The sequence below is a fragment of the Bacillus sp. JZ34 genome, assembly GCF_053903205.1.
In genome coordinates, this window is the sequence record NZ_CP096403.1 from 1143871 (window position 1) to 1170375 (window position 26505).

Here is a 26505-nt window from a genome sequence, read left to right on the forward strand (position 1 = left end):
AGTGATGACATGAGTCATAAGCGAGGCGTTTTATTTGAAATCCCGAACGGGTACGGGCGCTTTCTTCTCGATATGCTGAAGCCGGTTGAACCGGCCGATTTCAATTGGCTGCTTGCCGATGGCGAATGCTATCTCGTGGAAAACGGTGAATTGTCAGATGAAAATCTTTTTCCTCAAGATCCGCAGGTGATGACAGGAGAAGCATTTAAAAAAAGGCTGGAAGACGCAAGGTACTATCTCATCTTCGCCGATCTGAAGGCTTTTCCGAAGGATGGCCATCCTGAAGATGTCAGCACATATGAATCATATATGAAAAGCAGCTGCGAGCTGATTGTGCTTACAGCCGATTCGAGTTTTGTCACGATATACTGCAAAGATCAAAAAAAACTGGAGCTTCTATATCAAAATGCAAAGGACTGCGGTTTCAAGCGGATTGAATATATAACGGATCACAACGATGCCAGGACAGGAATGTATGTGTAGCATAACGAAGACGGCCGCTCTCTAGAGCGGCTTTTTTGCTGTTAAACATTGCTGTTTTCAGGAGAGGGGCTTTTTGAAGCAGGAAAAGGAATTGCTGCATGTGAGGAAACGGTTTTATTCATTTTATTTTTTGTTCTTTTTCGGTTACGGGCGTTTTATCCGCTTCTTTCCGTGTCGTCAGACCCTCGCATTCGTTGTCAGGCCTGCTAAGTCGGTGCTCACGAACAAAAGAGAAACGGCGGCTAACGGAGCAGGCGTCGTCCTGCCTGAACACTGCCGTCATCACAATCCTGTGAAAACCAGCTCCAATGCTCGGCCTTCCTAGACTGCAAGGGTTGCGGTTCACGCTAAAAAGATGAAAAAATCCCAAAACGTCTCTTAGCTTTGGGATTTTTTCAACAATCTGAGCCTGATTTCACAACAGAAACCAGGCTTTTCTCTCTTAATCAAATTGAAATAAATCGCTTGATAAATAGCGTTCTCCTGTATCGGCTGTCATACAGACGACCAGTTTGTCGGGAGGGAGCTTCTTAGCTGTTTCAACAGCGGCGAAGCAAGCGGCCCCAGAAGAAGAGCCGACAAGGATTCCTTCTTCCCGCGCCAATCTGCGCGTCATCTCATAGGCTTCTTCGTCCTTGATCTTTAAGATTTCGTCATAGACGTTTTCGTTTAAAATGTTTGGAATAAATCCCGGACTTGTCCCGACAAGCTTGTGCTTTCCCGGTTTGCCCCCGGATAAAACAGGCGACCCTGCAGGTTCTGCCACATGAACGGTTATCCCCGGAAATAACGCTTTCAGCTTTTCGCCTGTTCCGGTAATCGTTCCCCCTGTTCCTGCTGTTGCAACAAATGCGGCAAGCGGTTTGCCGATTTCTTCTATTGCCCGGGCAATTTCCAGAGCGGTTGATCTCCGGTGAGCCTCCGGATTGGCTTCATTATCAAACTGCATCGGAATAAAGCTGCCCGGAATTTCCCGAGCAAGCTCCTGCGCTTTTTTGATGCTGCCCGGCATCCTTTCATCCCCCGGCGTCAGGACGACCTCAGCTCCGTACGCTTTCAGAAGGTTGATCCGCTCTTTTGTCATCGTATCAGGCATAACAAGAATGGCTTTGTAGCCTCTTGCCGCAGCGTTCATCGCAAGGCCGATGCCGGTGTTTCCGCTCGTCGGTTCGATGATGGTTGAACCCGGTTTCAGCAGGCCTTTTTCTTCGGCATCCACAATCATTTGGTAGGCCGCGCGGTCTTTCACGCTTCCGCTCGGATTAAAAGATTCAAGCTTGATATAAACTTGGGCTGCGTTTTCGGGCTGAACGCGGTTCAACTTGACAAGGGGCGTTTCCCCGATTAATTCTGCAATATTGTGAACGGCTTTCACGGCTGTGCACCCTTTCCAAAAAACATGATTCTGTCATTATCCTATCATAAGGCCTCGGAAAGTGGACAATAGAGAGGTTATAAGTCCTTATATTTTTTGTTAAAATATAGAGAAGACGAATGAGGAGGAAGCCATACATATGTCAGTCAAACCGCATTACTTTATTGGAATTCCAATTCCGGCGGAGCTTAGTGAGCCGCTTTATCGAACAGTCAGCAGCCGTCCGGAATTTTCTTTTCATAGATGGGTGCATCCTTTGGACTATCACATCACCCTCGTGTTCCTCGGCTCCGCTGAAGAAGAGCAGCTGGCTATGCTTGCTGACAGCCTCAAGCTGATCTCCGCTGAGACGGCTCCGTTTCAGATTGCCTTGAAACGTTTCGGAACCTTCGGCAAGCCGTCGGAGCCGAGAATTCTTCATGCGGAACCGGAATACTCAGACGCTCTCTTTCACGTGAGGGAACGGGTGAAGCATGCTGCAGATGCGGCGGGATTTGAAATTGAAAAACGGCCTTTTCATCCACATATGACGGTTGCTAGAAAGTGGAATGGATCGGCTTCTTTTAACGGCCGCCTGGAGCCTCTTGAAGACGCGGTGTCTTTTATGGCCGGGCATTTCACCATCTTTCAAACTCATTTAGACAGGCTTCCCAAATATGAGCATCAAGCCGTTTTCCATTTCGGTGAACGGCCGGCTGCAGAAAAGCAAGATTCGGAGATGAACGCAGCTGGCACAGATTATTAAAATACAGGACTGCATTTCAAGGTATGAACAGGATCCTTATCATTATATCAACCAGTTTATCCGCTTGAAAAAGCAGCGCTGGCAGTCAATTAAAGAGATGGCTGAGAAAAAGAAAGACAGCCTTCATTACGATAAAGAAGCCGCCGATGATGAAACGGTCGGAAAAAGAAAGAAGACATTTACATTAAAGAGAAAAAAAGAAGCATCCGATATTAATAAAGGAAAAGAAGCCGATGAATGGTTTAACGGACTGGATGGAGAAATGGATGAAAGCTTGATTGCAAGAATTCCTGCGGCAGGGGAGGAACTCGTGTCGTTTTTCAAAGAATACGTGTACGAGTTTCAGCTGAAATGGGCAAGCTCGACAATCTCTGACATATCCAGGCTTTCCCGGGAAATAAAAAGCGATAAAATCCTGCACATTTTGGCACAGCAGCTGCCGGATTCATATTTCATCATGTATCGGCCGGTGCTGCAGGTGAATCAGGCTGCGGTAGAGCTCAGCGTCTTGATTCTCACACCTCTTGAGATCTACTGTATATCATTTCTCGAAGGCGAGAAGGACAGCGCATTTATCGGTTCCAAAGATCGTTTTTGGAAAGAAAAAACGGTAAGAGGAAGAGAACGGTCACTGTTAAATCCGGCTGTTGAGCTTCTCAGGACAGGCACGGTTCTTTCCGGCTTGTTAAAGGGATCGGGAATTGAACTGCCTGTGCGCAAAGTCGTTGTCAGCCGGACATCGTATATCGATTATCCGGAACCTCCTTACGGTATCAGCATTTGCGACAAAAGACACTGGAAAGAGTGGCTGGAGAAGCAGCAAAAGAACTTCGCCCCGATTAAAAGCCAGCAGCTGAAAACGGCGAAAATTCTGTTGTCGCACGGCGTCTCCGACTCGATGCGGAGACAGGAATGGCTGAGCTGACCGCCAGAACGTTATCCCGGCTTTTTCATACTATAAAATGGAGAATGGAATCATGAGCGATTGGTATATCATCATAAATCCAAAGGCGGGAAATGCGACGGCCTTCAGAGTATGGAAATCATTGCAGAAAGACCTTCAAAAGGCAAATATATCGTACCGCTCATTTATGACCCAGCATCCCGGGCATGCTGAAGTGTTGGCAAGGCAAATATCAACGATGCAGGATGACAGGCTGAAGCGTCTGCTGGTGATCGGCGGGGACGGAACCGTCCATGAAGTGCTCAACGGCTTAGTCAGCTTGCGGGATATTCAGCTGAGCGTCATCCCGTCGGGCTTAAATAATGATTTTAAACGCGGCTTTGCCGTGAAAAAATCGAATATCATTAAAGAAATGAAGCGAAAAGGGCAATCGCTGACCCGGACCTATGCCCTCGGAAGCTTTCATACGAAAGACAGTGAAAACGAACTTTATTTTGCCAATCATCTCAGCCTAGGATTTGATGCCTGCGCCGTCAAAAAGATGACTGCTTTGCCGAAATGGACGGCTGCTCTCAGGCTGAATCATTTGATTCAGCCACTGATTTTCTTTGTTACGGCGTTTACGTTTAAACCGTTTGTTCTTTCGTATGAGAATGGGGATGACAAGCGTACGTTTAAAAAAATCTGGTTTGCGTCGATTTCAAATCACCCCTACTATGGCGGAGACATGAAGATTGCACCGAACGCAAATCCGCGGGATGAGTTTTTAGACGTGATCATTATTGAAGACCGCTCCGTATTGAAAAAAGCCGGCCTCTTGTTTGCAATGATATTCGGCAAACACATCGGTAAAAACGGTGTTACGGCGTTTAAGACGAAAGAAATTTATTTTCATACGAATGAGCGGGTGCTCTTTCAAGCGGATGGAGAGGTGATCGGCTGGGCGCCCGTTTTCATCAAAACAGGGACCGAATCTCTTCGGTTAAGAGCATAAATCTTTCGAATGAAGGAGAGACTGAGATGCCGGGTATCAGCCGCCCCTTTGAAGCTTATCTCGATGAAATGAGAACGATCACTGTTTTAGTTCCGAAGAGCCGCGCGTCAAGCTGCAGCCCCCCTTTTCTGCTTGAAGATGATCAAGGAGGGAAGATAGAGCTTTCGGTAAAAGCGACGGAGGAGCTTGAGGAGAAATTCAAGTATGTTCTCGAAAGCAGCCGCCCCGTTCCATTCGGAAGAGTTCATAAAGTATGCTGTGAAGAAAGCGTCTGGACAGACCTGCAAATTGGTTCTGTTACGCGAAGTGCGGCGTTTGACAAGGCTTTTTTTTATGACGGCCGTCTCGGTGCTTTTTATTCAAAAGAGCGTACTTTATTTAAGGTATGGGCGCCGACCGCGAGTACGGCAGCGATCAAGCTGGAGAGCCCTGATTCGCTTCAAACAAATACTTTTCAAATGATGCGCAGAGAAAAGGGTGTTTTTGAGGTAACGGTCGAAGGCGATCTGAACGGCTGGTCCTATTTATATAAGCTTTATGTAAACGGGACGCCGTTATTGACAGTCGATCCTTATGCGAAAGCTGTTACGGTAAACGGGGAAAAGGGCGTTGTAATAGATCCTGAGGAAGTCAAAGTGAAAAAATACCGTGCGCCAAGCCTTCACAGTCCGTGTGATGCGATTATATATGAGGTTCACATCCGCGATTTTTCGATTCATGAAGACAGCGGTATGCGCCATAAAGGCAAATATCTTGCTTTTACAGAGGACGGAACTGAAACGTCCGGCGGCTTCTCAACGGGAATTGCCTATTTGAAAGAGCTCGGTGTCACCCATATCGAGGTTCTGCCCTTTCACGATTTTGCCGGAGTTGACGAGCTGTCTCCGGACCAATCCTATAATTGGGGCTATAACCCCCTTCATTTTAATGCGCCTGAAGGAAGCTATTCGCTCGATCCGCAGAACCCCAAAAGCAGAATCACCGAGCTGAAAACGATGATTCAGACGCTGCACAAACACGGCTTCTCCGTGATCATGGATGCCGTATATAATCATGTGTACAAGAGGGAAACATCCCCTTTTGAAAAAACGGTTCCCGGGTATTTTTTCAGACATAATGAATACGGTTTTCCAGCCGACGGAACAGGCGTCGGAAATGACATTGCATCTGAGCGGCTGATGGTGCGAAAATATATTCTCGATTCTGTCCGCTATTGGCTTGAAGAATATGATGTCGATGGAATTCGTTTTGATTTAATGGGCATTCTTGATATTGAAACCGTCCGCCAAATCAGTAAGCTTGCCGAGAATGTGAAGCCGGGCGCGCTCCTGTTCGGAGAAGGCTGGGATTTAAATACCCCGCTTGAAAGCGGGCAAAAAGCAACATTGCAAAATGCCAGGAAAGTTCCGGCGGTCGGCTTTTTTAATGATCGGTTCAGAAACGCAGTCAAAGGGAGTACATTTGAGCTCGGTGACCGCGGATATGCTTTAGGGGACACTGGAAAAAAAGCTGAGCTTCAACATGGAATTGCCGGCTCACCGGGATTCTTGCTGCCGCCACAGTCAATCAATTATGCGGAGTGCCATGACAATCATACGTTTTGGGATAAGATGGCCTTCTGTTCGGAAGAAGATGCCTGCACAAAACGGCTCAGGCAAAGGCTCGCGCTGTCGATCGTCCTGCTTTCGCAAGGCGTTCCATTTCTTCATGCCGGGCAGGAATTTTGCCGAACAAAGAATGGGGACAGCAACAGCTACAGGTCGGGAGATGGCATCAACAGGCTCGATTGGGAAAAGCGGGCGGAGCTTTGCGAGGACGTCGAATATGTGCGCCAGCTGATCAGGCTGCGGAGAAGCCATCCCGCTTTTCGTCTGCAAAAAGAGGAGGAAGTCAAGGAACATCTTTCTTTTATGAGCGGTACAGAAGAGGTAACGGCCTACAAGCTGAAGAACATTGCAGCATTTGATCCCTGGAACGAAATCATAGTGGTGCATTGTCCGTCTGCAAAAAAGGAAACGCTTGAGCTGCCCGCCCAGAAACAGTACTTGCTGCACTGCGATCCTTTTACGTTCTTCAATGGGAAGGTTCAAGCGGAAAAAAGGCTTCGGCTAAACGGAATCGGAACCTATGTTCTATACGAACCAAAAGGGATTTTTTAGTTTTGCTTGACGAAGTTTGGCGTCTAGCGCTAAAATTTAAAAGACGGCTATTGTTTAGCACAAATGACTCTCAATAGCCGTCTTTTTATTTGAATATAAAGAGACGACAATACAAGCGGTTTGCTGCCCGCTCTAGGGAGCAGATGCTTTTTAAAATCTTTTAATGAAATGATGGGTTGAAAATCGATATGAACTGGTTGGGACAATTACTAGGTAGCGAATGGGAGATTTCCCCCGCAGGAGGAGCTACAGGAGACGCATATTATGCAGAACATAATGGACAGCAGCTTTTTTTAAAGCGCAACAGCTCTCCTTTTTTGGCTGTCCTGTCCGCGGAAGGAATTGTTCCTAAGCTCGTTTGGACAAAACGAATGGAAAACGGGGATGTGATTACAGCACAGCACTGGCTCAAGGGAAGAGAACTGAAGCCGAAGGATATGAACAGCCAGGCGGTGGCTGAGATGCTTCGGAAAATTCACAGCTCCAAAGAGCTTTTAGACATGCTGAAGAGACTCGGCAAGCAGCCTTTTCAGCCAAGCTCTGTAATCACTCAATTGAAGCAGTTTATCCAGGCCCGGCAATATCCGATACCGCAGCTTGACCAAGCCCTTTTGTATCTGGAGCACCATCTCGATGATGTACAGTCCGGAGAAAAGGTCGTCTGTCACTGCGATGTGAATCATAACAATTGGCTTCTTACAGATCAGAACCAGCTTTATTTAATCGATTGGGATGGAGCGATGATTGCAGACCCCGCGATCGATCTGGGGCCGCTTCTTTATCATTACGTTGAAGAGCGGGAATGGGGAAGCTGGCTCGAACGCTACGGCTCTTCGTTAACGGACAATCTCAGGCTGAGAATGGCCTGGTACGTATTGGCGGAAAAAGCAATGACAACACTCTGGCAAGAAGCGAAAGGCAATCAGGAAGGCTTTCACCAAGGGCTGGAACAGCTTCACGCATTAATGAAGCGTCTCGCCGGAGCTTCATGAAAATGAGCCGATATCTTCCACCCATTGTGTGAGATGATCCTGGTGTTCCTGAATGTGGCTGTTGATTGAAGCGGACGATTTTCCCCTCTGGCTGTACAAATAAATGTCTTCGAGAACGCCTTTCAGGCCGGCGTCAAGATTCGTATTTGCCATTAAAGACTTGATAATCCGCTCCATCTGTTCGCACTCAGCGACGGTTCCGGTGCAGTCTGCCTGATGGTCTGAGAGAATATCTTTTAATAGATGAATCTGATTTTGCTGATTTAAGCCCATAATATTGGCACTTCCCTTCATTCTCGGAGTATATGGATTAAAATGTTCAGAAAGCTGTAATTTATACGCGAAAGACCCGGAGGCCGATCTTCGGTCTTTTTTGCTTTGGAAGAGGCCTTGCGGGATTCCGGGATTTCATGGTATGTTGTAAGACGATATAACAAATAGAGGTGTAAGTACATGCGAATGCGTCACAAGCCTTGGGCGGATGACTACCTGGCTGAAAACTCTCATATTGTGATCAGCGAGCCGTCTCAATGTAAAGGGAAATGGCATTCCATTTTTGGAAATGACAACCCGATCCACATCGAAGTAGGAACCGGAAAAGGGCAATTTATTTCAGGAATGGCCCTGCAAAATCCGGATGTAAACTATATCGGAATCGAATTATTTAAAAGCGTCATCGTAACCGCTGTTGATAAAGTAAAGCAGACAGAGGCGCCGAATGTAAAGCTTTTGAACATTAATGCCAATATGCTTTCAGACGTTTTTGCAGATGGGGAGGTCGACCGGGTCTATTTGAATTTTTCCGACCCGTGGCCGAAAAAACGCCATGCAAAGCGCCGTCTGACCAATCAAGCGTTCTTGAAAAAGTATGAGCAGGTGCTCGGAGGCAAGGGAGCGATTCATTTCAAAACCGATAACCGCGGGTTATTTGAGTACTCCCTTACCAGTTTTTCCGAATACGGACTCGTTTTGACGTTCGTCAGCCTTGATCTGCATCAAAGCGATTTTCAAGGAAACGTGATGACCGAATACGAAGAAAAGTTCGCCGCTAAAGGCCAGCCGATCTACAGAGTAGAAGCTGAATGGCGAACATAAAAAACAGACTGCTTCCGGCGGTCTGTTTTTTTGCTTTCAAATGAAGCTTCGGGTTGCGTTTTTTGCTACGATAGGAGAAGGAGGGATGATCATGGAAACTTTAACAATCGGACGAATCAAGCTGACATGGCTGAACGGAGGCGTCACACACATGGACGGAGGCGCCATGTTCGGCGTTGTGCCCAAGCCGCTTTGGTCTAAAAAGTATGACGTTAATGAGAAAAATCAGATCGAACTGAGAACAGACCCTATACTTGTTCAGAAAGACGGCACAAATTTGCTGATCGATTCCGGTATCGGACGCGGCAAACTGACGGATAAGCAGAAACGAAATTACGGGGTCACCGAAGAATCGTCAATTGCTGACTCGTTAAAAGCACTCGGGCTCTCAACGGAAGATATCAACGCCGTTCTGATGACACATCTCCATTTTGACCATGCATGCGGATTGACGCGCTATGAGGGAGAAAGCCTTGTTTCCGTGTTTCCAAATGCAGCGATTTACACGTCTGCGATCGAATGGGAAGAGATGAGAAATCCGAATATCCGCTCCAAAAATACATATTGGAAAGAAAACTGGGAAGCAGTTCAGCATCAAGTGAGGACCTTCGATGAGAAGCTCGAAGTTTTGCCGGGAATTACGATGCATCATACAGGCGGCCACAGCGACGGTCATTCCGTGATCGTTCTTGAGGATGCCGGCGAAACGGCCCTTCATATGGCTGATATTATGCCGACGCATGCCCATCAGAATCCTCTCTGGGTGCTGGCGTACGACGATTATCCGATGACATCGATTGCGGCGAAGCAAGCATGGCAGGCGAAAGCCGCCGAGAAAAACGCCTGGTACATTTTTTACCATGACGCCATTTATAGGGCATTAAAATGGGATGAAAACGGCGAGATTGCAGAGTCAGTAAAGAGAGAAAGGCGCTAAGCTATTTTGGTGAATGGTTTGCTTTGTAGTTATCCATCCTAAGGATAACTAACTTTTGAAAGGAAGACGACGGGTGAGCCACAATAATCTGAATGAACAAGTGATCGAGACGCAATTAAGAGGATTTGAAGTCCTTGCAACGCCCCTGCTGAACAAAGGGGTTGCCTTCCCTCCGGAGGAAAGGGAAGCTCTCGGCTTGACAGGATTGCTTCCTCCCAAGGTGCTGACGCTTGAAGAACAGGCAAAACGGGCGTATAAACAGTTCCAATCACAACCTGATGACTTGAGCAAAAACGTCTATTTAACGGCGCTTCATGACCGAAATGAAGTGCTGTTCTACAGGCTTCTGAACGACCATATGACAGAAATGCTGCCGATTGTTTATACCCCGACTGTCGGAACGGCAATCCAGCAATACAGCCATGAATACAGAAAGCCGCGGGGGCTGTTTTTGTCGGTTAATGACCCTGAAGGCATGAAAACAGCATTTGAAAATCTGGCCGCTAAAAAAAGCCGGATCGATTTGATTGTGGCCACTGATGCTGAAGGGATTCTCGGAATCGGGGATTGGGGAGTCGGAGGCATCGCCATTTCGATCGGAAAGCTTGCCGTTTATACTGCGGCTGCGGGCATCGATCCTAACAAGGTCCTTCCCGTTGTCATTGATGCGGGGACGAACCAGGAAAGGCTTCTCAATGATCCGCTTTATGTCGGGAATCAGCATTCAAGAATCAGAGGCGAGCGTTATGAATCGTTTATTGATCAATACGTTCAAATCGCAACCGAGACGTTTCCGGGCGTTTTGCTGCATTGGGAAGATTTCGGAACGCAAAATGCACGTCAGATTTTAAAAAAATACAAAGACAAAATTTGCACCTTTAACGACGACATTCAAGGCACAGGAGCAGTCACCCTTGCAGCGGTGCTTGCGGCCGTCAAAATATCGAAAATGCCCCTAAAAGATCATAAAGTGGTCATATTCGGAGCGGGGACGGCCGGGATCGGCAACGCAGAGCAAATTCGCGCCGCTCTTATTCAAGAGGGGGTGTCGGAAGAGGAATCATACCGCCGTTTTTGGTGTGTTGACCGGAACGGTTTGCTGACAGATGATATGAACGACTTGCAGGACATTCAAAAGCCGTATGCACGGCCTGCCGACGAGGTCAAAGACTTTAGCCGGAACGGCCCGGGGGATACAATCGATCTGCTTGAGGTGGTAAAACAAGTGCAGCCTACCATTTTGATTGGAACCTCTACTGTATCGGGCGCATTTACAGAAGAAATCGTAAAAGAAATGGCAAAGCATGTGAAACGGCCGGCTATATTTCCGATGTCCAATCCGACGCCGTTATCTGAAGCAAGACCAGAAGATTTGATCAAATGGACGGAAGGGCGGGCGCTCGTCGCCACAGGAAGCCCGTTTGCGCCTGTCGATTACAACGGCACCCGTTATGCGATCGGCCAGGCGAACAATGCCTTTGTATTCCCCGGTCTCGGTCTCGGAACGCTCGTATCAAAAGCAAGGCTGATTACGGACAACATGTTTTACGCTAGCGCAGCTGCGATCGCAGGTATGGTTGACACCGGACGGCCCGGCGCAGCGCTCCTTCCGGAGGTTGAGGATTTGCGCACGGTTTCCGCAACAGTGGCAACGGCTGTTATTAAAGCAGCCATAAAAGACGGAGTTGCAGAAAATGAGCCGGGCGATGTGATTCAAGCTGTACAGGATGCGATGTGGCATCCGGTCTACCGGCCGATTCGCGCCATATAAAAAAATGCGGCCATTTCAGGCCGCATTTTTTATATGCTATGCTGCGGTATCAATCACATCTACGATCATGCCTGTCTTCGCATCAACCATGACTTCGTACTGTTCAAGCTCTCCGAAAGCAGAACGTGTAATGCCTGTTTTGTACACCATGACGGTTTCGCCGTTTACGGTATAGGCTTCCGGAACGGTATATATCCATGAACCGTCGATCGGGCCTCTCTGTTTAAAAGCGGACTTGACGATGCGCAGCGCTTTTTCAGAAGAAATGTAAGGCTGCATGACATATTGTTTGACAACAACGGCCGCGGCAATGCCGATGCCGGCCCCAAGAAGAAAATGGCGCAGTTTCATCTTTTCAGCACCTCCAAAGCTTGTTTTTTTCATTATACAGAACATGTCCGTCCGTGTTAAGGATGGGCTCTCTTCTGGAAACACATCGCACACTTATGTAAAATGTAGAGAGATACATAAGAAAAGAGGGAAACAGATGAATCAGGAAACGAGAACGCTTTTTCAAACGCTGACGGAGCTCCCCGGCGCCCCGGGAAATGAACATCTAGTCCGCCGTTTCATGAAAAAAGAGCTTGAAAAATATGCTGATGAGATCCTCCAGGACAGACTGGGAAGCGTGTTCGGCGTTAAACATGGACCTGAAGACAGTCCGAAAATTATGGTGGCCGGCCATATGGATGAAGTGGGATTTATGGTGACATCAATCACAGACAACGGACTGCTTCGGTTTCAAACACTGGGCGGCTGGTGGAGCCAGGTTTTATTGGCTCAGCGGGTGGAAATCCATACGGACAACGGGCCGATCCCCGGCGTCATCGCGAGCACGCCTCCTCATCTTTTAACAGATGAGCAGAGGAGACGTCCAATGGATATCAAAAACATGATGATTGATATTGGTGCGGATGACAGGGAAGATGCCGAACGCATCGGTGTCAAACCAGGCCAGCAAATCGTGCCGATCTGTCCGTTTACCCCGATGGCAAATGAAAAGAAGATCATGGCGAAAGCATGGGATAACCGCTACGGCTGCGGACTCAGCATTGAGTTGCTGAAAGAAATGCAAGGAGCAGAACTTCCGAACACGCTTTACTCAGGCGCGACCGTTCAGGAAGAGCTCGGCACAAGAGGCGCGCAAACTGCGGCCAATATGATACAGCCTGACTTGTTTTTCGCGCTTGATGCAAGTCCGGCAAACGATGCGAGCGGCGACAAAAATCAATTTGGCCAGCTCGGCAAAGGGGTGTTGTTAAGGATTTTCGACCGGACGATGGTGACGCACAGCGAAATGAGAAATTTTGTGCTGGATACGGCAGAGACTCATGACATCCCGTATCAATATTTTGTTTCCCCTGGAGGAACCGATGCCGGTCGTGTTCACATCTCAAATGAAGGCGTTCCTTCGGCCGTGATCGGCATTTGTTCAAGATATATCCATACATCTGCTTCCATTATCCACGTTGATGACTACCTTGCTGCAAAAGAATTGCTGCTCAAGCTTGTCAAAGCTTGCGACAGTTCTGCCGTACAATCGATTTTGCGAAATGATTGAACAAAGAGACCCTGTGCCGCTTTACGCACAGGGTCTCTTTTTGATGATACAGCTACCGGCTTTCAAATACGTACGACAACGATTTAATCGCCTGATTGACAGTTTCTACGGTAATGTTCGCTTTGTTTGACAGTTCTTTTAACGGATGATGGAGTGACTCAGGACGGATGATGATCAGCGGCTTGCCTTTGGCAATCGCGTATGAAGCATCCATCGCCGTGTTCCATTGCTTGTATTTTTCCCCGAAAAGAGCGATGACCACATCCGCTTTGTTCATTAAAACGGAAGTTCGAAAATTATTCAAATCCGAGGCTGCATCATCTTTCGCGATCGAATCAGCCTGCTTGCCCATAATTTCTTCACCGATGTTGTCGGAGCGGTCGTGATTTTCCATCGGTCCGACAAACGTGATCGGCAGCTTGAGCGATTTTGCTTTTTCCTTCACTTCTTCACGCCAATTGCTATGTATTTCTCCGGCAAGATAAACGATAAATTCCATACATGCTCCTCCTGACTGTCATGGGATCACGGCGCAAGGCGCCTTAACGGATATTTTTACCCTATTACTTACCATGTTAAACGAGAATGGCTTGATAAAGCAAAAAAATTATGCTTATGATATGAAAGAGGATCGGATCGTTAAGATTTTCCCTTTTTAAAACGGGTAAGATACATAAAGAATCGTCCATCTTTTAAAAAAGCAGGTGGACAGCAAAAGGCTGGATATGGAGCCGGTTGTCTGGTATGATCCGAATGGATGATAAGAACATATATTGGAGGCGTTGAGTGATGAAAACAATCGAGACGAATGAAGAACTGCAAAAAGTTGTGAAAGACGATTTATCCTTGTTGATGTTTTCGGCTGACTGGTGCCCGGACTGCCGTTTTGTAGAACCGTTTTTGCCCGAGCTTGAGGCGAACTATCCGGAATTTACATTCTATTATGTTGACCGTGACAAATTTATTGATACGTGCGCGGAGTGGGACATTTTCGGAATCCCGAGCTTCCTCGTATTTAAAGAAGGAAACGAAATCAGCCGCTTTGTCAGCAAAGACCGAAAAACGAAAGAGGAAATCGAGCAATTTTTGACAGATTCCCTGAATAAGTAGCCGAAAGGAGAGTTCCTCTATGAAAATGACGTCAAGGAAACTTTCCGATATATTAAAAAAACGTTTGCAAAATGACAACTGGTCCTTTCATTTCGACAGGGAAAAAGACACCTTGAGAATCGAGGATAAAAATACAGGAAAAGGCATTACACTCGAACTCCCGGGGATCATCGCCAAATGGGAGCAGAAAAAAGATGATGCGATTGACGAAGTCGTCTATTATACTGAGGAAGCACTCAATGCCATGAAAGGCCAGTCGCAGGAAATGGAAGGGCGGGAAAGTCTCATCTATCCCGTCATCCGATCGACTTCCTTTCCCGAGAAATCCAGTGCAGGCGTTCCCTTGATTTTTGACGGCCACACGGCTGAAACACGAATATACTACGCGCTCGATCTTGGCAACACATACCGGCTGATCGACGAAAAAATGCTTGAAAAAGAGGGCTGGACAAAGGAAAGGATTCGGGAAACGGCTTCCTTTAACCTTCGCTCGCTCCAAACCGTTGTCAAAGAAGACGCAGTCGCCGGCAATCACTTCTACTTTTTCAGAGCAAATGACGGCTATGACGCCAGCAGGGTGTTGAACGAATCGATTCTCGCAGAGTATGAGAAAAGCGCGGAAGGGACACTGGCGGTGTCAATCCCGCACCAGGATGTGCTGATTATTGCCGACATCCGCAACAATGCCGGATACGATATTCTCGGTCAAATGTCGATGAGCTTTTTTGCAAACGGAACAGTGCCGATCACTGCGCTTTCTTTCCTTTATGAGGATGGAAAGCTTGAACCGATCTTTATTCTGGCTAAAAACCGCCCTAAAAAGAAATGATAGAAAGGAATTTTTCTCATGAACGCATTTTATAATCCAGAAGGCGTAGGCGATACGCTGCTCATCTCATTGAACGATATTCCGCGCGAAGAGATCGCTTTTGAGCGCTGCGGAGACGTCGTGAAAATTTTTCATAAAGACACAAAGGAAACAGCTGGCTATAACATTTTTAATGTCTCCTCATATGTGAGCATTGAGGAAAGCGGAGCTGTTGCGCTTTCCGAATCCTTTGTCCAGGATGTGAATGAAATTCTGGTCCGCAACGGTTTGAAAGATGAGCTGACCGTCGATCTTTCTCCGAAGTTTGTAGTCGGATATGTCGAAGAAAAAGAAAAGCATCCGAATGCCGATAAACTGAGTGTCTGCAAAGTGAATGCAGGGAGCGAGACGCTGCAAATCGTCTGCGGAGCTCCTAATGTTGAAGCCGGCCAAAAAGTCGTCGTAGCCAAAGTTGGAGCCGTGATGCCGAGCGGTATGATTATTAAAGATGCGGAACTTCGCGGAGTGGCGTCAAGCGGTATGATTTGTTCTGCCAAGGAACTGAACCTCCCAGACGCGCCGAAGGAAAAAGGCATTCTTGTCCTTGATGACAGCCGTAAAGCAGGAGAAGCTTTTACATTTTAACGGCATAAAATGAACAAAACTTTCGAATAGATGTAAAAAAGAAGCCGCTGGGTAGACAAACTTGGCGGCTTTTTTATTCGGAGGGCGGACACATGAGAAGGACTTGTCCTTTTCTGGGTGGGGAAGCAGTGGTATACTTAAAACCGTCCCCGAAAAATTTAAGGGAGTTAGAGAGTGATGATTCATGAGCTGGTTTAATAAAATGTTCAGCCTGTTTTTAGGCGATGATGAAGATAATGAAAAACAAAAAAAGCACATAGAAGAGTTTGAGGCGGATTCATTTATAGAGAAAGAAGAAGAAATGCCGCAAATTTCCGACGCAAAAGTCGTATATGAATATCCAAAAGGGAAATTCCGCTTCCCGGTTATACCTGATCAAAACTCGCGGCCGCGGGAAAAGGATGACAGCCGCGAACAAAGGACCCGCCGCCCGGCAGGCCGGCACACAGCTTCTCAGCCGAAACCCGGAAATTCCTATCATCATGAAGAGAAAGCGGCGAAAAAACCCTTTAGGCCGTCCGTCATCCCGTCACCGGTTTACGGCTTTCATGAACAGAAAAGAGCCAAACCGGAAAATTATACATATCGTGCAAACAAACAAATGGAAGCGCGTGTCACGCTGTTTAACGAAGAAATTGAAAAAGAGCAGAAGGTTGCCGGAAATAAGCAGCCGGTACGAGAAGAACCTTCCTTGCAAACTGAAAAGAACGGCCGTCCGCTGACTAAAAGCGAGAGTCGCAATCCGACATGGCGAGCCGAATTTGAAGATGTCCCGCATATGTCGGAGGAAACGGATTTCCGCCGAGAGCAAATCACAGAAGGTGGCGAAGCCGCTGAAGAAAAAGTGCTGCGGCATGAATCCGAACGAACGGAAACCCCTGTCTCAACACGTACTCCGGAAGAAACGGAAATCCGCCAAGAGCGAATGACAGAAGACTCTGGGCTCGCCGAAGAGAAAGCGCTGCGGCATGAATCCGAACGAACGGAAACCTCTGTCTCAACGCATACTCCGGAAGAAACGGAAATCCGCCAAGAGCGAATGACAGAAGGCGGCGGGCTTGCCGAAGAGAAAGCGCTGCGGTATGAAGCTGAAGAAGAGACAGCCACCGCATCATGGAACATAACGGAAGAAGAAGCAATTCCCGCCGAGCAAACGCCGGAACAAATCGAAAAGCTTTTGGATCAGATCGAGGAAACCGGAGAAGAGAAGGAAACTGCAGAGGATGCAGAAACCATCGTAGAAGAACATGGGGAGACTAACGGCTCGGACGAAATGCTGCCTGACCCGGAAGCTTCAATTCCAGAAAAGCAGTACACTGGCCGCAGTTCTGAAGTATCCGACCAGAGCGATGGTCCTTCCGATAACAAAAACCGGACAGATTCCAACACGCCGGCTGACGCTCGTGAAGAAACAAGCGGAAGCAGCCAGGCTGGCTGGAGACATGAGCATGCATCATTTTCACCGGAACCGGAAGAGACAGCGTCAAGCGCGGGTGAACCCGAAAACAGCGAACAGGACCGGGAGAGTACAGGGACAGTTGAGGGGCGGCCTGAGGCTCCGCGGAAACGGGAAACAGGAGCTGCTCCGGGATCGAAGAAAGGCTCTGTTCCGTTTAATGTCATGATGCTTGCATCAGATAAACAAAAAGAAAAAGCGCCTCAAGGATATCAGTTCCCGAATATGTCTTTGCTTGATGTGCCTCCGGCGCAAAAGCAGGATGATCAGGCCTGGATACACGAGCAGCGCGAGCTGTTGGACGTCACGCTTGAGAACTTCAATGTCAAAGCAAATGTCGTTCATGTCACCCAGGGGCCTTCTGTGACAAGATTTGAGGTGCATCCTGAACCCGGAGTGAAAGTAAACAAAATTACAAATCTGTCAGATGATATTAAACTCAGCCTGTCAGCGAAAGATATTCGGATCGAAGCGCCGATTCCGGGAAAAAATACGATCGGAATTGAAGTGCCGAATCTGCATAGTAAAATGGTTTATTTGCGCGAAATGATCAGAAGTTCGGAATTCAGAACGAATCCGTCCCCTCTGACCGCAGCCCTCGGACTCGACATTTCCGGAAAGCCCGTCGTGGCAGATCTGAAAAAAATGCCCCACGGGTTGATTGCCGGGGCTACGGGATCAGGGAAAAGCGTATGCATCAACACGATCTTAGTCAGTCTGCTGTTCAAATCGGCGCCGAGGGATGTCAAGCTTCTGCTTATCGATCCTAAGATGGTGGAGCTTGCTCCGTATAATAAAATTCCTCATCTCGTCAGTCCTGTCATCACAGATGCCAAAGCGGCAACTGCTGCATTAAAATGGGTTGTCGAAGAAATGGAGCGGCGCTATGAATTATTTGCCCATTCCGGTGTTCGGGAAATTGAACGATTTAATGAAAAAGTCCGGGAACAGAACATGGGTGAAAAACTTCCTTATCTTGTTGTCGTGATTGATGAACTTGCCGACTTAATGATGGTCGCTCCGAATGAAGTGGAAGAAAGCATCTGCCGAATCGCACAAAAAGCAAGAGCGTGCGGCATCCATCTTCTGATCGCGACGCAGCGGCCTTCAGTTGATGTCATTACCGGCTTGATTAAAGCCAATATACCAACAAGAATAGCGTTTTCTGTATCAAGCGCCGTCGATTCAAGAACGATTATCGATATGGCGGGAGCTGAAAAGCTGCTTGGAAAAGGGGATATGCTGTTCCTGGAGAACGGTTCAGGCAAACCGGTCCGCCTGCAGGGCAACTTTGTTTCCGACCGGGAGATTGACCGTGTCGTTTCACATGTCAGACGGCAGCAGGAGCCGAACTATTTATTTGAACAAGAACAATTGGTCAGACAAAATCCGGCCGGATTTGATCAGGATGAACTGTTTCTGGAAGCGTGCGAATTTGCCGTGGAACAAAACAGCGCCAGCACTTCAAGCCTGCAGCGGCGCTTTCGCATCGGCTATAACAGAGCTGCCAGATTAATCGATATGATGGAAAGGGAAGGCATGATTTCTGAGGCGAAAGGAAGTAAGCCGAGAGAAGTCCTGATTACAAAGGCCGAGCTGGAACAGTTAATAGAAAGTAGTTCACTTTTCGGCTAAACATGGTATGATAGCAGATGGGCGTGTTTTTTTTAGAGCGCCGCATATTAAAGCGCCGGCAGCGGCGTTTTAATCCGTTTTTAAGAGCACTTCCGTGAAAGGGTTCAAAAAAATCCTTTACGCAGGAGGTTTATTCACTCTTGAAAATGTCTGATACTGAATATAATGATGACTTTGAAGAAAACGATGCGGCCGAGCTTAGGTTGCAAATTGAAATAAGCGTCATATACTGGGAAGCAGATAGACGTTTGTTGGAGGTACAATTATGACTGTTTATCATTTTGTCGGAATAAAAGGGACAGGTATGAGTCCGCTTGCCCAAATTCTCCATGATAATGGATATAATGTCCAAGGATCGGATATCGAAAAGTACATTTTTACACAAACCGCTTTAGAGGAGAGAAATATCCCGATATATCCGTTTGATCCGGAAAATATCAAGCCGGGAATGATTGTTATTGCCGGAAATGCTTTTCCCGACACCCATCCTGAAATTGAAAAAGCGCGAGCGGAAGGCCTGCAAGTCGTGCGGTATCATAAATTCCTCGGTGACTATCTGAAGAAATTTACGAGTATTGCCGTGACAGGGGCACATGGCAAAACGTCAACGACGGGTCTTTTATCCCATGTCATCCAGAAAGCAAAACCGACATCTTATCTGATTGGAGACGGGACTGGAAAAGGCTGCGAAAACAGCGAGTACTTTGTGCTTGAAGCCTGTGAATACAGAAGGCATTTTCTGAGCTATCAGCCTGATTATGCGATTATGACAAATATTGATTTTGATCATCCCGATTATTTCGCGAATATCGATGATGTATTTGACGCATTTCAAACGATGGCATTACAGGTGAACAAGGGAATTATCGCATGCGGCGACGACGAATATTTGATGAAAATCCATGCGAACGTTCCAGTCGTATACTACGGCTTTGCCGAGGAAAACGATTTTCAGGCGAGAAATGTCATCAAAAATACCGAGGGCACAACGTTCGATGTTTTCGTCAGGAACACATTCTACGATACCTTCTATATACCGGCATACGGCAGCCATAACGTTCTGAACGCTTTGGCCGTTATCGCACTCTGCCATTATGAACAGGTCGATGTCGATATCATTAAGGAAGGATTGCAAACCTTTGGCGGCGTTAAACGCAGATTTAACGAAAAACATGCCGGCAGCCAAGTGTTGATTGACGATTATGCCCATCATCCGACTGAAATCACGGTGACGATTGAAGCAGCCAGACAGAAGTATCCGGAACGGGACATTGTCGCAGTATTTCAACCGCATACATTTACGCGTACGCAGTCGTTCCTGAATGAGTTTGCCGAAAGCCTCAAGAAAGCCGATTATGTATATCTTTGCGATATATTCGGATCTGCCCGAGAAAATGCAGGAAAGCTGACGATCGGCGATTTGCAGGAGAAAATCCCGCAGGCGAAGCTGATCGATGAAAATGACACATCGATTTTAAAGGAGCATGAAAATGCAGTGTTAATTTTCATGGGCGCAGGTGACATTCAAAAGTATTTAAAAGCATATGAAAATGTATTAGCATAATGAGAAAAAGGCAGTGTGAGTCAATCCGCTGCTTTTTTGTACATATGGAGCCGGGAGTTTCTGTTAAAGGAATTCTCTCGTGCGTGTAGAAAAAGTAAATATAAAGGTTTACGATTTAAACAATTGGGTATACATCAATTGTAAGACCTTAGCTCGAGGAGGATAAGATGATTATTATTCTATATTTAAGCGCCGCACTCATCGCTGTCAGCTTTCTTATTCTGGTTATCTATTTATCAAAAACATTAAAATCGCTTCAAGTCACACTCAATCATGTTGCCGCAACGCTGGAAGGTGTTGAAGGACAAATGAAAGGCATCACAGCTGAAACAACGGAGCTCCTGAATAAGACGAATCGGCTCGCTGATGATATTCAGGAAAAATCTTTGAAGCTGAATACGGTCGTGGATGCCGTTCAGGAAGTCGGCACATCGGTCAGGCAGTTTAACAGCTCCATTCAGCAGGTTTCAGAGTCCGTCACATCAGCCGCAGAGCAAAACCGTGAAAAAATTTCTCAAGTTGTCAGCTGGAGCAATGCAGCTTTGGAAATTTGGAATAGATGGAAACAAAAGAAGATGAAGGAGGAATAATTTATGAGTAAAGATGGAATGAATACTAAAGATTTTTTAATCGGCACATTTGTAGGCGGAATCATCGGGGCAGCCGCAGCTTTATTTTTAGCACCGAAGTCAGGGAAAGAGCTTCGCGATGACCTCGGAAATCAGGCTGTCGTTTTAAAAGATAAGACCGGAAAGCTCACAAGCGAAGCGAGGGAGAGAGGTTCTGAGTACGTCAGCATCGCCAAAGAGAAGACATCTTCGATTTCACAGCTTGTTGCCGACCAGTCTTCACAGATCATGGATAAAGTCAAAGACTTGCGAAACAAAGGTGCTGAAAAAGCTGATGAACTAAAGGAAGAAGCATCGACTAAAATCGAAGAACAGGCTGAAGAAGCCAAAAATGAAATAGAAGATGAAGCAAGGGAAACAGCGGATACCGTCCAGAAATAATGGAGGAAAGGGAGATCACCGTGTCGAAACAGCTCATTCAAACAGAGGATGAATTTAAAAAGCTTGCAGAAAACAACGATACATTTATCTTTTTGAAACATAGTGTGACATGCCCGATCAGCAGGCGCGCGTTTGAAGAATTTGAATCATTCGCCAATCAGCATGAAGACATACCGGCTTATTATTTAAAAGTGCAGGAAAGCCGACCGCTGTCAAACTATATCGCTGAGCAGTACGGAATTAAACACGAAAGTCCTCAAGCCTTCATTTTTACAAACGGGAACGTGAAATGGCACGCCTCCCATTCGCAAATTACAGCTCAAGCACTTGCGGAAAACAGCAGATAATCCGCAGGTAAAAACGGCCAAGACGTATAGCGTTTTGGCCGTTTTCTATGTTGTTATGATGCTTTTGCCTCATGGAAATGCCTTTTTAGGATAATGTATCGTTTGATCCATGGTTGTACGTTATAATTAATAAAACAGGAGGTGATGAGTTGAACACTGAATTAAAGGACATGCTTCAATCCGTTCTAAAAGAAGAATTGAGTCCGATCAATCAGCGTCTTGATGGAATCGACAAGCGCTTAGACAAAATCGACGCACGCTTCGCTGAGATAGACAAGCGCTTCGATGAAGTGGACGCACGTTTCGTTGAGATCGACAAGCGCTTCGATGAAGTGGACGCACGCTTCGTTGAGATCGACAAGCGCTTCGATGAAGTGGACGCACGTTTCGTTGAAGTAGATAAGCGCTTTAACGCAATCGACAAGCGCTTCAAAGAAATAGACGGGCGCTTAAACAAAGTAGAAAACCGCTTAAACGCAATGGACAAGCGGCTGAATCGGCTTGAAACAGATATAGATGAACTGAAAAGAGGACAGGAGAGGCTCCCGAAAACGATCATCGAGAACATCGGACAATTTACGGAGAACATTGTCGAACATGCCGATGATAAGGCGGCTGCCTTGAATGACAGGGTTTTTAGCGTCGAAACCGCAATACAGAGAATATACAGGTTATCAAGTTAAAGAATCAAACAGGATTCTTTTTTTTTTATTCTTCCGACAAACACCCGCACAGCAAGGGATAAACTGCATATAATGCTTTATCGCTTAAAAGCGTTTTGGTAATAAAGAATTTTTTCGTGACATTTTAAGAAACATTGTTTATAATAAACCCTAATCAATTGAATCATTCTTATTCTCATAGAGGGTGAAGTTAAAAAGAAAGGATGGATAACATGAGCAACACTGAACTTGATTTGCTGAGGCAGCAGGCGAATGAATTAAACTTGCAAATATTAAAGCTGATTAATGAGCGAGGAAGAATCGTTCAGGAGATTGGAAAAGCGAAGGAAGCGCAAGGCATCAACCGCTACGATCCAGTCAGAGAAAGAGCGATGCTGAACGAAATTATTGAAAATAATGACGGACCGTTTGAAAACTCGACGATCCAGCATATTTTCAAAGAGATTTTCAAAGCTGGACTTGAGCTTCAGGAAGACGATCACAGCAAAGCACTGCTCGTTTCCCGCAAGAAAAAGCCTGAAAATACGATCGTTGATTTGAAAGGCGAAAAGATCGGCGACGGAGAACAAAGATTTATCGTCGGTCCGTGTGCAGTTGAAAGCTATGAGCAAGTAGCCGAAGTTGCAGCCGCAGCTAAAAAGCAAGGCTTGAAACTGCTTCGCGGCGGAGCCTTCAAACCCCGTACAAGCCCGTACGACTTCCAAGGCCTCGGTGTTGAAGGCCTGCAAATCTTAAAGCGTGTTGCTGATGAGTATGATCTTGCCGTCATCAGTGAGATCGTGAATCCGCAGCATATTGAAGAAGCCATTGATTACATTGATGTTATCCAAATCGGCGCCCGCAACATGCAAAACTTCGAGCTCTTAAAAGCCGCCGGTTCAGTGAAGAAGCCGGTTCTGCTAAAGCGCGGACTTGCCGCAACGCTGAAGGAATTCATCAATGCAGCGGAGTACATCATGTCACAGGGCAATGATCAAATCATCCTTTGCGAACGCGGAATCAGAACGTATGAGACAGCGACTAGAAATACGCTTGATATCTCAGCTGTGCCGATCCTGAAGCAGGAAACTCACCTTCCTGTATTCGTGGATGTCACTCATTCTACCGGACGCCGCGACTTGCTGCTTCCGACAGCAAAAGCAGCGCTTGCGATCGGAGCTGACGGCGTCATGGCCGAAGTCCACCCTGATCCTTCTGTCGCGCTTTCCGACTCTGCTCAGCAAATGGATATCCCGACATTTGAAAAATGGTTAAATGAACTGAAGCCGCTCGTTCAAGTAAAAGCATAAGATTCGTTTATGGACCGCTTTCGAGCGGTCCTTTTTTTAGTTGTCATCAAAAATTGTCGAAAAAATGTCTTATTTTTAATTAAAAAGCTGTTTATTCTTATTTAAATTAATTATAAAAATAAAGGGAACGTTTTCATATTAGGTAAAACCGTGTATAATTTCAGAGAGCCCCTTTTGTTTTGGCAGGTTATGAAAAATAATGTAAACTTGAGTTCTGTTTATTTTACATAAAGTTTTACATTTTGACATTTCTCTACATGAAAATGTTTATGCTATAGGAAAAGAAAAGTGTACCCAGTTGAAGGAGTGGTAAAAATGAGTAATGTGACAATATATGATGTAGCACGCGAAGCAAATGTAAGTATGGCAACCGTTTCCAGGGTTGTGAACGGAAATCCGAACGTCAAGCCGACGACGAGAAAGAAGGTGCTTGAAGCCATCGAGCGTCTTGGCTATCGTCCAAATGCCGTGGCAAGGGGCCTTGCAAGCAAAAAGACGACGACTGTCGGCGTGATCATTCCCGATATTTCCAGCATCTTTTATTCAGAGCTGGCGAGGGGAATCGAAGATATCGCAACGATGTACAAGTACAATATTATTTTGAGCAACTCCGACCAGAATATGGACAAAGAACTTCATCTTTTGAATACGATGCTAGGAAAACAAGTTGACGGTATCGTCTTTATGAGCGGAAATGTCACTGAAGAGCATGTGGAGGAGTTTAAGCGGTCACCAGTTCCGATCGTGCTTGCGGCATCTGTTGAAGAAAAAGGGGAAACGCCGTCGGTTGCGATCGATTATGAACAGGCGATTTATGATGCGGCTACCATGCTGATTGAAAAAGGCCATAAGCGCCTTGCGTTTGTATCAGGACCTATGACTGAGCCGGTCAATCAAGCGAAAAAACTTCAAGGCTTTAAAAGAGCGCTTGAGGATAAGGGGCTGACATTTAAAGAAGAGTATGTCGCAGAAGGCGATTATACTTACGATTCAGGAATGGAAGCGCTGGAGGCGCTAATGAAGCTGGATGAAAAACCGACGGCCGTCCTGTCAGCGACAGACGAAATGGCACTCGGCGTTATTCACGCAGCACAGGATAAAGGACTGGCTATTCCGGATGACCTTGAAGTGATCGGCTTTGACAATACAAGGCTTTCATTAATGGTTCGACCGCAGCTGTCGACTGTCGTCCAGCCGACGTATGATATCGGTGCCGTAGCGATGAGACTTCTGACAAAGCTGATGAACAAAGAGGAAGTCGAAGAGCATATTGTCCAGCTGCCGCATCGCATTGAACTCAGACAATCAACAAAATGATCATGATTAAATAAACGAGAAAGAAAGCAAGTGTTCACAGCTTTTTTCGTGAATTGCTTGCTTTCTTTTCCTTGAGCTGGAGAGATTATGAAAAAATGAAACGATTTGATTATCTGACACCGGTCGGTTTGATTTTGGGTATTTTCATTTTAGTAATCGGCGTTGTCTCTGGAGCGGGGCTTTCCGGTTTTTATTCGTTTATCGATTTGACGTCTTTCTTTATCGTGACGGGCGGATTGTGTGCAGCTGTTTTCATCAGCTTTTCCCCGAAAGATTTAAAAAGAGCGCCGGCTGTGCTGAAGCAGGTCTTTATTTCGGAAGAAGACGATGTACGCGACTTGGTCAAAACCTTTGTCAGCCTGTCTGAACAGGCGCGCAAACAAGGAATTTTATCATTGGACGCCAATATCAATGAAATGAAAGACCCGTTTTTGAAAAAAGGTCTGCTTCTTGCCATCGACGGATGGGACGAGGAGACGATCCGTAATGTGATGAACTCGGAAATCGCCGCGATGGAAGAAAGGCACAGAAAGGGAAGAAGAATCTTTGAAAAAGCGGGGGAATTTGCCCCTGCATGGGGAATGATCGGAACCCTTGTCGGACTCGTCATGATGCTCAAAAACCTGAACAAGCCGGAAACGCTCGGTCCGAATATGGCGATCGCCCTTTTGACGACGCTTTACGGATCCCTTTTAGCCAACATGCTGTTTATACCGATCGCCGCAAAGCTTGAAGAAAAGACTGAGAATGAAATCTTTAAGAAGCAGGTCATGATCGAAGGCATCATCGGCATCCAGTCGGGAAGAAATCCGCGAAATCTGGAAAGCCAGCTTGTCGTTTTCAGTTCAAAAGAAGAATGGGCAAAAAAGCGGGCGGATCATATAAAACAAAAGGACAGGGCTCATGAAGCTTAGACATGAACGAAGAAAGCGCGAGCAGGGTCGCAAATCGTCAAACTGGATCATCACGTTTTCGGATTTGATTACGCTCATCCTCGTGTTCTTTATTTTACTGTTTTCGATGTCGCAAATCGATTTAAACAAATTTAAAGCAGCAGTCGGTTCATTTCAAGACAGGGCCGACGGCAAATCCGCCGCAGAGCTGAAAAAAGAAAACGCGGACGATCAGAAGGCTGAAAAAACGGCTAAAAGCCAAGAAGATTTATTAAAGAAAATCAACGACTATATTGAAAAAAATGAACTGTCAAGTTTGATAGCGGCCAAGCGTGATGAACGGGGCATCATCCTCGTCCTTCAGGAAGCGGTTTTGTTTGATTCGGGAAAAGCGGATCTGAAAGACCAGGCTCACCCGCTTTTGCATAAAATCGCCGTCCTTCTCAAATCAGTGTCCAACCCGATCCGTGTGGAGGGGCATACGGACAGCCGCCCGATTTCGACTTACCGTTTTCCATCCAATTGGGAGCTTTCTGCGGCAAGGGCGAGCACTGTGATCGGCTACTTTACGTCGAAAGAAAAGCTCGACTCTTCACGTTTTCTTGCCATCGGTTATGCCGATACAAAACCGGTCAAGGACAACCGCACAGAGAGCCATATGAAGGAAAACAGGCGCGTCGAAATTGTCATCGCAAAAAAATAAATGAGAAGAAAGCAAGGTCTTGCATAAAA

28 protein-coding genes are annotated in these 26505 nt (G+C 46.5%); 24 read left to right on the forward strand and 4 right to left on the reverse strand.

Features of this window, described 5'->3' with window-relative positions:
• The first annotated feature begins 9 nt into the window (after positions 1 to 9).
• On the forward strand, positions 10 to 483 hold the full coding sequence (locus M1D90_RS05775) for a DUF2691 family protein (RefSeq protein WP_025810984.1): 474 nt from the start codon (positions 10 to 12) through the stop codon (positions 481 to 483).
• A gap of 73 nt (positions 484 to 556) precedes the next feature.
• Positions 557 to 808 carry a hypothetical protein gene (locus M1D90_RS05780; RefSeq protein ID WP_025810985.1) on the forward strand — a complete coding sequence of 84 codons (252 nt, stop codon included), beginning with the start codon at positions 557 to 559 and terminating at the stop codon, positions 806 to 808.
• 117 nt (positions 809 to 925) lie between these two features.
• Here M1D90_RS05780 and cysK read toward each other — a convergent pair whose 3' ends face one another.
• Complete coding sequence (gene cysK, locus M1D90_RS05785; protein WP_075212773.1) at positions 926 to 1858, reverse strand: cysteine synthase A; 933 nt, start codon at positions 1856 to 1858, stop codon at positions 926 to 928.
• A 139-nt stretch (positions 1859 to 1997) separates the two neighbouring features.
• Between cysK and thpR the strand changes: the two genes are divergently transcribed.
• The 5 genes from thpR to M1D90_RS05810 all read left to right on the forward strand — a co-directional run bounded on the left by thpR (position 1998) and on the right by M1D90_RS05810 (position 7652).
• Positions 1998 to 2603: an RNA 2',3'-cyclic phosphodiesterase gene (gene thpR, locus M1D90_RS05790; RefSeq protein ID WP_456283181.1), complete on the forward strand. Its 606-nt coding sequence runs from the start codon at positions 1998 to 2000 to the stop codon at positions 2601 to 2603.
• Entirely contained in the window at positions 2587 to 3528 is a 942-nt protein-coding gene (locus M1D90_RS05795; RefSeq protein ID WP_101561191.1) for a hypothetical protein, read from the forward strand. Before thpR ends, M1D90_RS05795 begins: the two co-directional genes overlap by 17 nt.
• Before the next feature lie 52 nt (positions 3529 to 3580).
• Positions 3581 to 4501: a YegS/Rv2252/BmrU family lipid kinase gene (locus M1D90_RS05800; RefSeq protein WP_456283182.1), complete on the forward strand. Its 921-nt coding sequence runs from the start codon at positions 3581 to 3583 to the stop codon at positions 4499 to 4501.
• A 26-nt stretch (positions 4502 to 4527) separates the two neighbouring features.
• Positions 4528 to 6660: a type I pullulanase gene (pulA, locus tag M1D90_RS05805; RefSeq protein ID WP_456283183.1), complete on the forward strand. Its 2133-nt coding sequence runs from the start codon at positions 4528 to 4530 to the stop codon at positions 6658 to 6660.
• A 188-nt stretch (positions 6661 to 6848) separates the two neighbouring features.
• Positions 6849 to 7652, forward strand: a complete 804-nt coding sequence (locus M1D90_RS05810) for a phosphotransferase family protein (protein WP_020452621.1) — start codon at positions 6849 to 6851, stop codon at positions 7650 to 7652.
• Here the strand turns inward: M1D90_RS05810 and M1D90_RS05815 are convergent.
• Positions 7647 to 7925: a YtzH-like family protein gene (locus M1D90_RS05815; protein ID WP_020452620.1), complete on the reverse strand. Its 279-nt coding sequence runs from the start codon at positions 7923 to 7925 to the stop codon at positions 7647 to 7649. The two genes, M1D90_RS05810 and M1D90_RS05815, sit on opposite strands and share 6 nt — an antisense overlap.
• Before the next feature lie 180 nt (positions 7926 to 8105).
• On the opposite strand from M1D90_RS05815, the gene trmB reads away from it, so the two are divergent.
• The 3 genes from trmB (at position 8106) to M1D90_RS05830 (ending at position 11455) form a co-directional block, all read left to right on the forward strand.
• Entirely contained in the window at positions 8106 to 8747 is a 642-nt protein-coding gene (gene trmB, locus M1D90_RS05820; RefSeq protein ID WP_023855521.1) for a tRNA (guanosine(46)-N7)-methyltransferase TrmB, read from the forward strand.
• Positions 8748 to 8838: 91 nt separating this feature from the next.
• Positions 8839 to 9684, forward strand: coding sequence for a YtnP family quorum-quenching lactonase (locus tag M1D90_RS05825; protein ID WP_023855520.1), 846 nt, complete (start codon positions 8839 to 8841; stop codon positions 9682 to 9684).
• 73 nt (positions 9685 to 9757) lie between these two features.
• Positions 9758 to 11455 (forward strand): NAD-dependent malic enzyme, encoded by a 1698-nt coding sequence (locus M1D90_RS05830; protein WP_165395384.1) that lies wholly within the window; start codon positions 9758 to 9760, stop codon positions 11453 to 11455.
• 36 nt (positions 11456 to 11491) lie between these two features.
• Here the strand turns inward: M1D90_RS05830 and M1D90_RS05835 are convergent, their stop codons facing one another.
• Positions 11492 to 11806: a PepSY domain-containing protein gene (locus M1D90_RS05835; protein ID WP_020452616.1), complete on the reverse strand. Its 315-nt coding sequence runs from the start codon at positions 11804 to 11806 to the stop codon at positions 11492 to 11494.
• Positions 11807 to 11942: 136 nt separating this feature from the next.
• Here M1D90_RS05835 and M1D90_RS05840 point away from each other — a divergent pair, with 136 nt between their 5' ends.
• Positions 11943 to 13016 carry a M42 family metallopeptidase gene (locus M1D90_RS05840; protein WP_039072919.1) on the forward strand — a complete coding sequence of 358 codons (1074 nt, stop codon included), beginning with the start codon at positions 11943 to 11945 and terminating at the stop codon, positions 13014 to 13016.
• 52 nt (positions 13017 to 13068) lie between these two features.
• Here the strand turns inward: M1D90_RS05840 and M1D90_RS05845 are convergent, their stop codons facing one another.
• Positions 13069 to 13515: a YtoQ family protein gene (locus M1D90_RS05845; protein WP_020452614.1), complete on the reverse strand. Its 447-nt coding sequence runs from the start codon at positions 13513 to 13515 to the stop codon at positions 13069 to 13071.
• 290 nt (positions 13516 to 13805) lie between these two features.
• On the opposite strand from M1D90_RS05845, the gene M1D90_RS05850 reads away from it, so the two are divergent.
• The 13 genes from M1D90_RS05850 (at position 13806) to motS (ending at position 26476) form a co-directional block, all read left to right on the forward strand.
• Positions 13806 to 14126: a thioredoxin family protein gene (locus tag M1D90_RS05850; RefSeq protein ID WP_003184462.1), complete on the forward strand. Its 321-nt coding sequence runs from the start codon at positions 13806 to 13808 to the stop codon at positions 14124 to 14126.
• 19 nt (positions 14127 to 14145) lie between these two features.
• Complete coding sequence (locus M1D90_RS05855) at positions 14146 to 14955, forward strand: DUF1444 domain-containing protein (RefSeq protein WP_020452613.1); 810 nt, start codon at positions 14146 to 14148, stop codon at positions 14953 to 14955.
• An 18-nt stretch (positions 14956 to 14973) separates the two neighbouring features.
• The gene (gene ytpR / locus M1D90_RS05860; RefSeq protein WP_039072918.1) at positions 14974 to 15579 is read left to right on the forward strand and encodes a YtpR family tRNA-binding protein; all 606 of its coding nucleotides are present in this window, start codon (positions 14974 to 14976) and stop codon (positions 15577 to 15579) included.
• Between the two features lie 184 nt (positions 15580 to 15763).
• Complete coding sequence (locus M1D90_RS05865) at positions 15764 to 18670, forward strand: DNA translocase FtsK (RefSeq protein WP_456283184.1); 2907 nt, start codon at positions 15764 to 15766, stop codon at positions 18668 to 18670.
• A gap of 265 nt (positions 18671 to 18935) precedes the next feature.
• Positions 18936 to 20234 (forward strand): UDP-N-acetylmuramate--L-alanine ligase, encoded by a 1299-nt coding sequence (murC, locus tag M1D90_RS05870; RefSeq protein ID WP_023855512.1) that lies wholly within the window; start codon positions 18936 to 18938, stop codon positions 20232 to 20234.
• Positions 20235 to 20401: 167 nt separating this feature from the next.
• Positions 20402 to 20824 (forward strand): DUF948 domain-containing protein, encoded by a 423-nt coding sequence (locus M1D90_RS05875; RefSeq protein WP_020452609.1) that lies wholly within the window; start codon positions 20402 to 20404, stop codon positions 20822 to 20824.
• Between the two features lie 3 nt (positions 20825 to 20827).
• On the forward strand, positions 20828 to 21244 hold the full coding sequence (locus tag M1D90_RS05880) for a YtxH domain-containing protein (protein WP_020452608.1): 417 nt from the start codon (positions 20828 to 20830) through the stop codon (positions 21242 to 21244).
• Between the two features lie 20 nt (positions 21245 to 21264).
• Positions 21265 to 21591: a bacillithiol system redox-active protein YtxJ gene (ytxJ, locus tag M1D90_RS05885; protein ID WP_020452607.1), complete on the forward strand. Its 327-nt coding sequence runs from the start codon at positions 21265 to 21267 to the stop codon at positions 21589 to 21591.
• 149 nt (positions 21592 to 21740) lie between these two features.
• On the forward strand, positions 21741 to 22274 hold the full coding sequence (locus M1D90_RS05890; protein WP_229128929.1) for a hypothetical protein: 534 nt from the start codon (positions 21741 to 21743) through the stop codon (positions 22272 to 22274).
• Positions 22275 to 22486: 212 nt separating this feature from the next.
• The gene (locus M1D90_RS05895; RefSeq protein WP_003184447.1) at positions 22487 to 23563 is read left to right on the forward strand and encodes a bifunctional 3-deoxy-7-phosphoheptulonate synthase/chorismate mutase; all 1077 of its coding nucleotides are present in this window, start codon (positions 22487 to 22489) and stop codon (positions 23561 to 23563) included.
• 315 nt (positions 23564 to 23878) lie between these two features.
• Positions 23879 to 24880 (forward strand): catabolite control protein A, encoded by a 1002-nt coding sequence (gene ccpA, locus M1D90_RS05900; RefSeq protein ID WP_020452605.1) that lies wholly within the window; start codon positions 23879 to 23881, stop codon positions 24878 to 24880.
• A gap of 95 nt (positions 24881 to 24975) precedes the next feature.
• Positions 24976 to 25794 carry a flagellar motor protein MotP gene (motP, locus tag M1D90_RS05905; RefSeq protein WP_020452604.1) on the forward strand — a complete coding sequence of 273 codons (819 nt, stop codon included), beginning with the start codon at positions 24976 to 24978 and terminating at the stop codon, positions 25792 to 25794.
• Positions 25784 to 26476 carry a flagellar motor protein MotS gene (motS, locus tag M1D90_RS05910; RefSeq protein ID WP_020452603.1) on the forward strand — a complete coding sequence of 231 codons (693 nt, stop codon included), beginning with the start codon at positions 25784 to 25786 and terminating at the stop codon, positions 26474 to 26476. Before motP ends, motS begins: the two co-directional genes overlap by 11 nt.
• Positions 26477 to 26505 lie beyond the last annotated feature (29 nt).

What these genes read in the sequence shown, in the direction of transcription:
- M1D90_RS05825 (WP_023855520.1), top strand. Translation starts at nt 8,839, where the DNA reads ATGGAAACTTTAACAATCGGACGAATCAAGCTGACATGGCTGAACGGA.
- M1D90_RS05865 (WP_456283184.1), top strand. Translation starts at nt 15,764, where the DNA reads ATGAGCTGGTTTAATAAAATGTTCAGCCTGTTTTTAGGCGATGATGAA.
- M1D90_RS05850 (WP_003184462.1), top strand. Translation starts at nt 13,806, where the DNA reads ATGAAAACAATCGAGACGAATGAAGAACTGCAAAAAGTTGTGAAAGAC.
- M1D90_RS05835 (WP_020452616.1), bottom strand. Translation starts at nt 11,806, where the DNA reads ATGAAACTGCGCCATTTTCTTCTTGGGGCCGGCATCGGCATTGCCGCG.
- M1D90_RS05800 (WP_456283182.1), top strand. Translation starts at nt 3,581, where the DNA reads ATGAGCGATTGGTATATCATCATAAATCCAAAGGCGGGAAATGCGACG.
- M1D90_RS05840 (WP_039072919.1), top strand. Translation starts at nt 11,943, where the DNA reads ATGAATCAGGAAACGAGAACGCTTTTTCAAACGCTGACGGAGCTCCCC.
- pulA (WP_456283183.1), top strand. Translation starts at nt 4,528, where the DNA reads ATGCCGGGTATCAGCCGCCCCTTTGAAGCTTATCTCGATGAAATGAGA.
- M1D90_RS05855 (WP_020452613.1), top strand. Translation starts at nt 14,146, where the DNA reads ATGAAAATGACGTCAAGGAAACTTTCCGATATATTAAAAAAACGTTTG.
- ccpA (WP_020452605.1), top strand. Translation starts at nt 23,879, where the DNA reads ATGAGTAATGTGACAATATATGATGTAGCACGCGAAGCAAATGTAAGT.
- M1D90_RS05880 (WP_020452608.1), top strand. Translation starts at nt 20,828, where the DNA reads ATGAGTAAAGATGGAATGAATACTAAAGATTTTTTAATCGGCACATTT.
- thpR (WP_456283181.1), top strand. Translation starts at nt 1,998, where the DNA reads ATGTCAGTCAAACCGCATTACTTTATTGGAATTCCAATTCCGGCGGAG.
- M1D90_RS05810 (WP_020452621.1), top strand. Translation starts at nt 6,849, where the DNA reads ATGAACTGGTTGGGACAATTACTAGGTAGCGAATGGGAGATTTCCCCC.
- M1D90_RS05845 (WP_020452614.1), bottom strand. Translation starts at nt 13,515, where the DNA reads ATGGAATTTATCGTTTATCTTGCCGGAGAAATACATAGCAATTGGCGT.
- M1D90_RS05815 (WP_020452620.1), bottom strand. Translation starts at nt 7,925, where the DNA reads ATGGGCTTAAATCAGCAAAATCAGATTCATCTATTAAAAGATATTCTC.
- ytpR (WP_039072918.1), top strand. Translation starts at nt 14,974, where the DNA reads ATGAACGCATTTTATAATCCAGAAGGCGTAGGCGATACGCTGCTCATC.
- M1D90_RS05775 (WP_025810984.1), top strand. Translation starts at nt 10, where the DNA reads ATGAGTCATAAGCGAGGCGTTTTATTTGAAATCCCGAACGGGTACGGG.
- motP (WP_020452604.1), top strand. Translation starts at nt 24,976, where the DNA reads ATGAAACGATTTGATTATCTGACACCGGTCGGTTTGATTTTGGGTATT.
- M1D90_RS05895 (WP_003184447.1), top strand. Translation starts at nt 22,487, where the DNA reads ATGAGCAACACTGAACTTGATTTGCTGAGGCAGCAGGCGAATGAATTA.
- trmB (WP_023855521.1), top strand. Translation starts at nt 8,106, where the DNA reads ATGCGAATGCGTCACAAGCCTTGGGCGGATGACTACCTGGCTGAAAAC.
- motS (WP_020452603.1), top strand. Translation starts at nt 25,784, where the DNA reads ATGAAGCTTAGACATGAACGAAGAAAGCGCGAGCAGGGTCGCAAATCG.
- M1D90_RS05875 (WP_020452609.1), top strand. Translation starts at nt 20,402, where the DNA reads ATGATTATTATTCTATATTTAAGCGCCGCACTCATCGCTGTCAGCTTT.
- murC (WP_023855512.1), top strand. Translation starts at nt 18,936, where the DNA reads ATGACTGTTTATCATTTTGTCGGAATAAAAGGGACAGGTATGAGTCCG.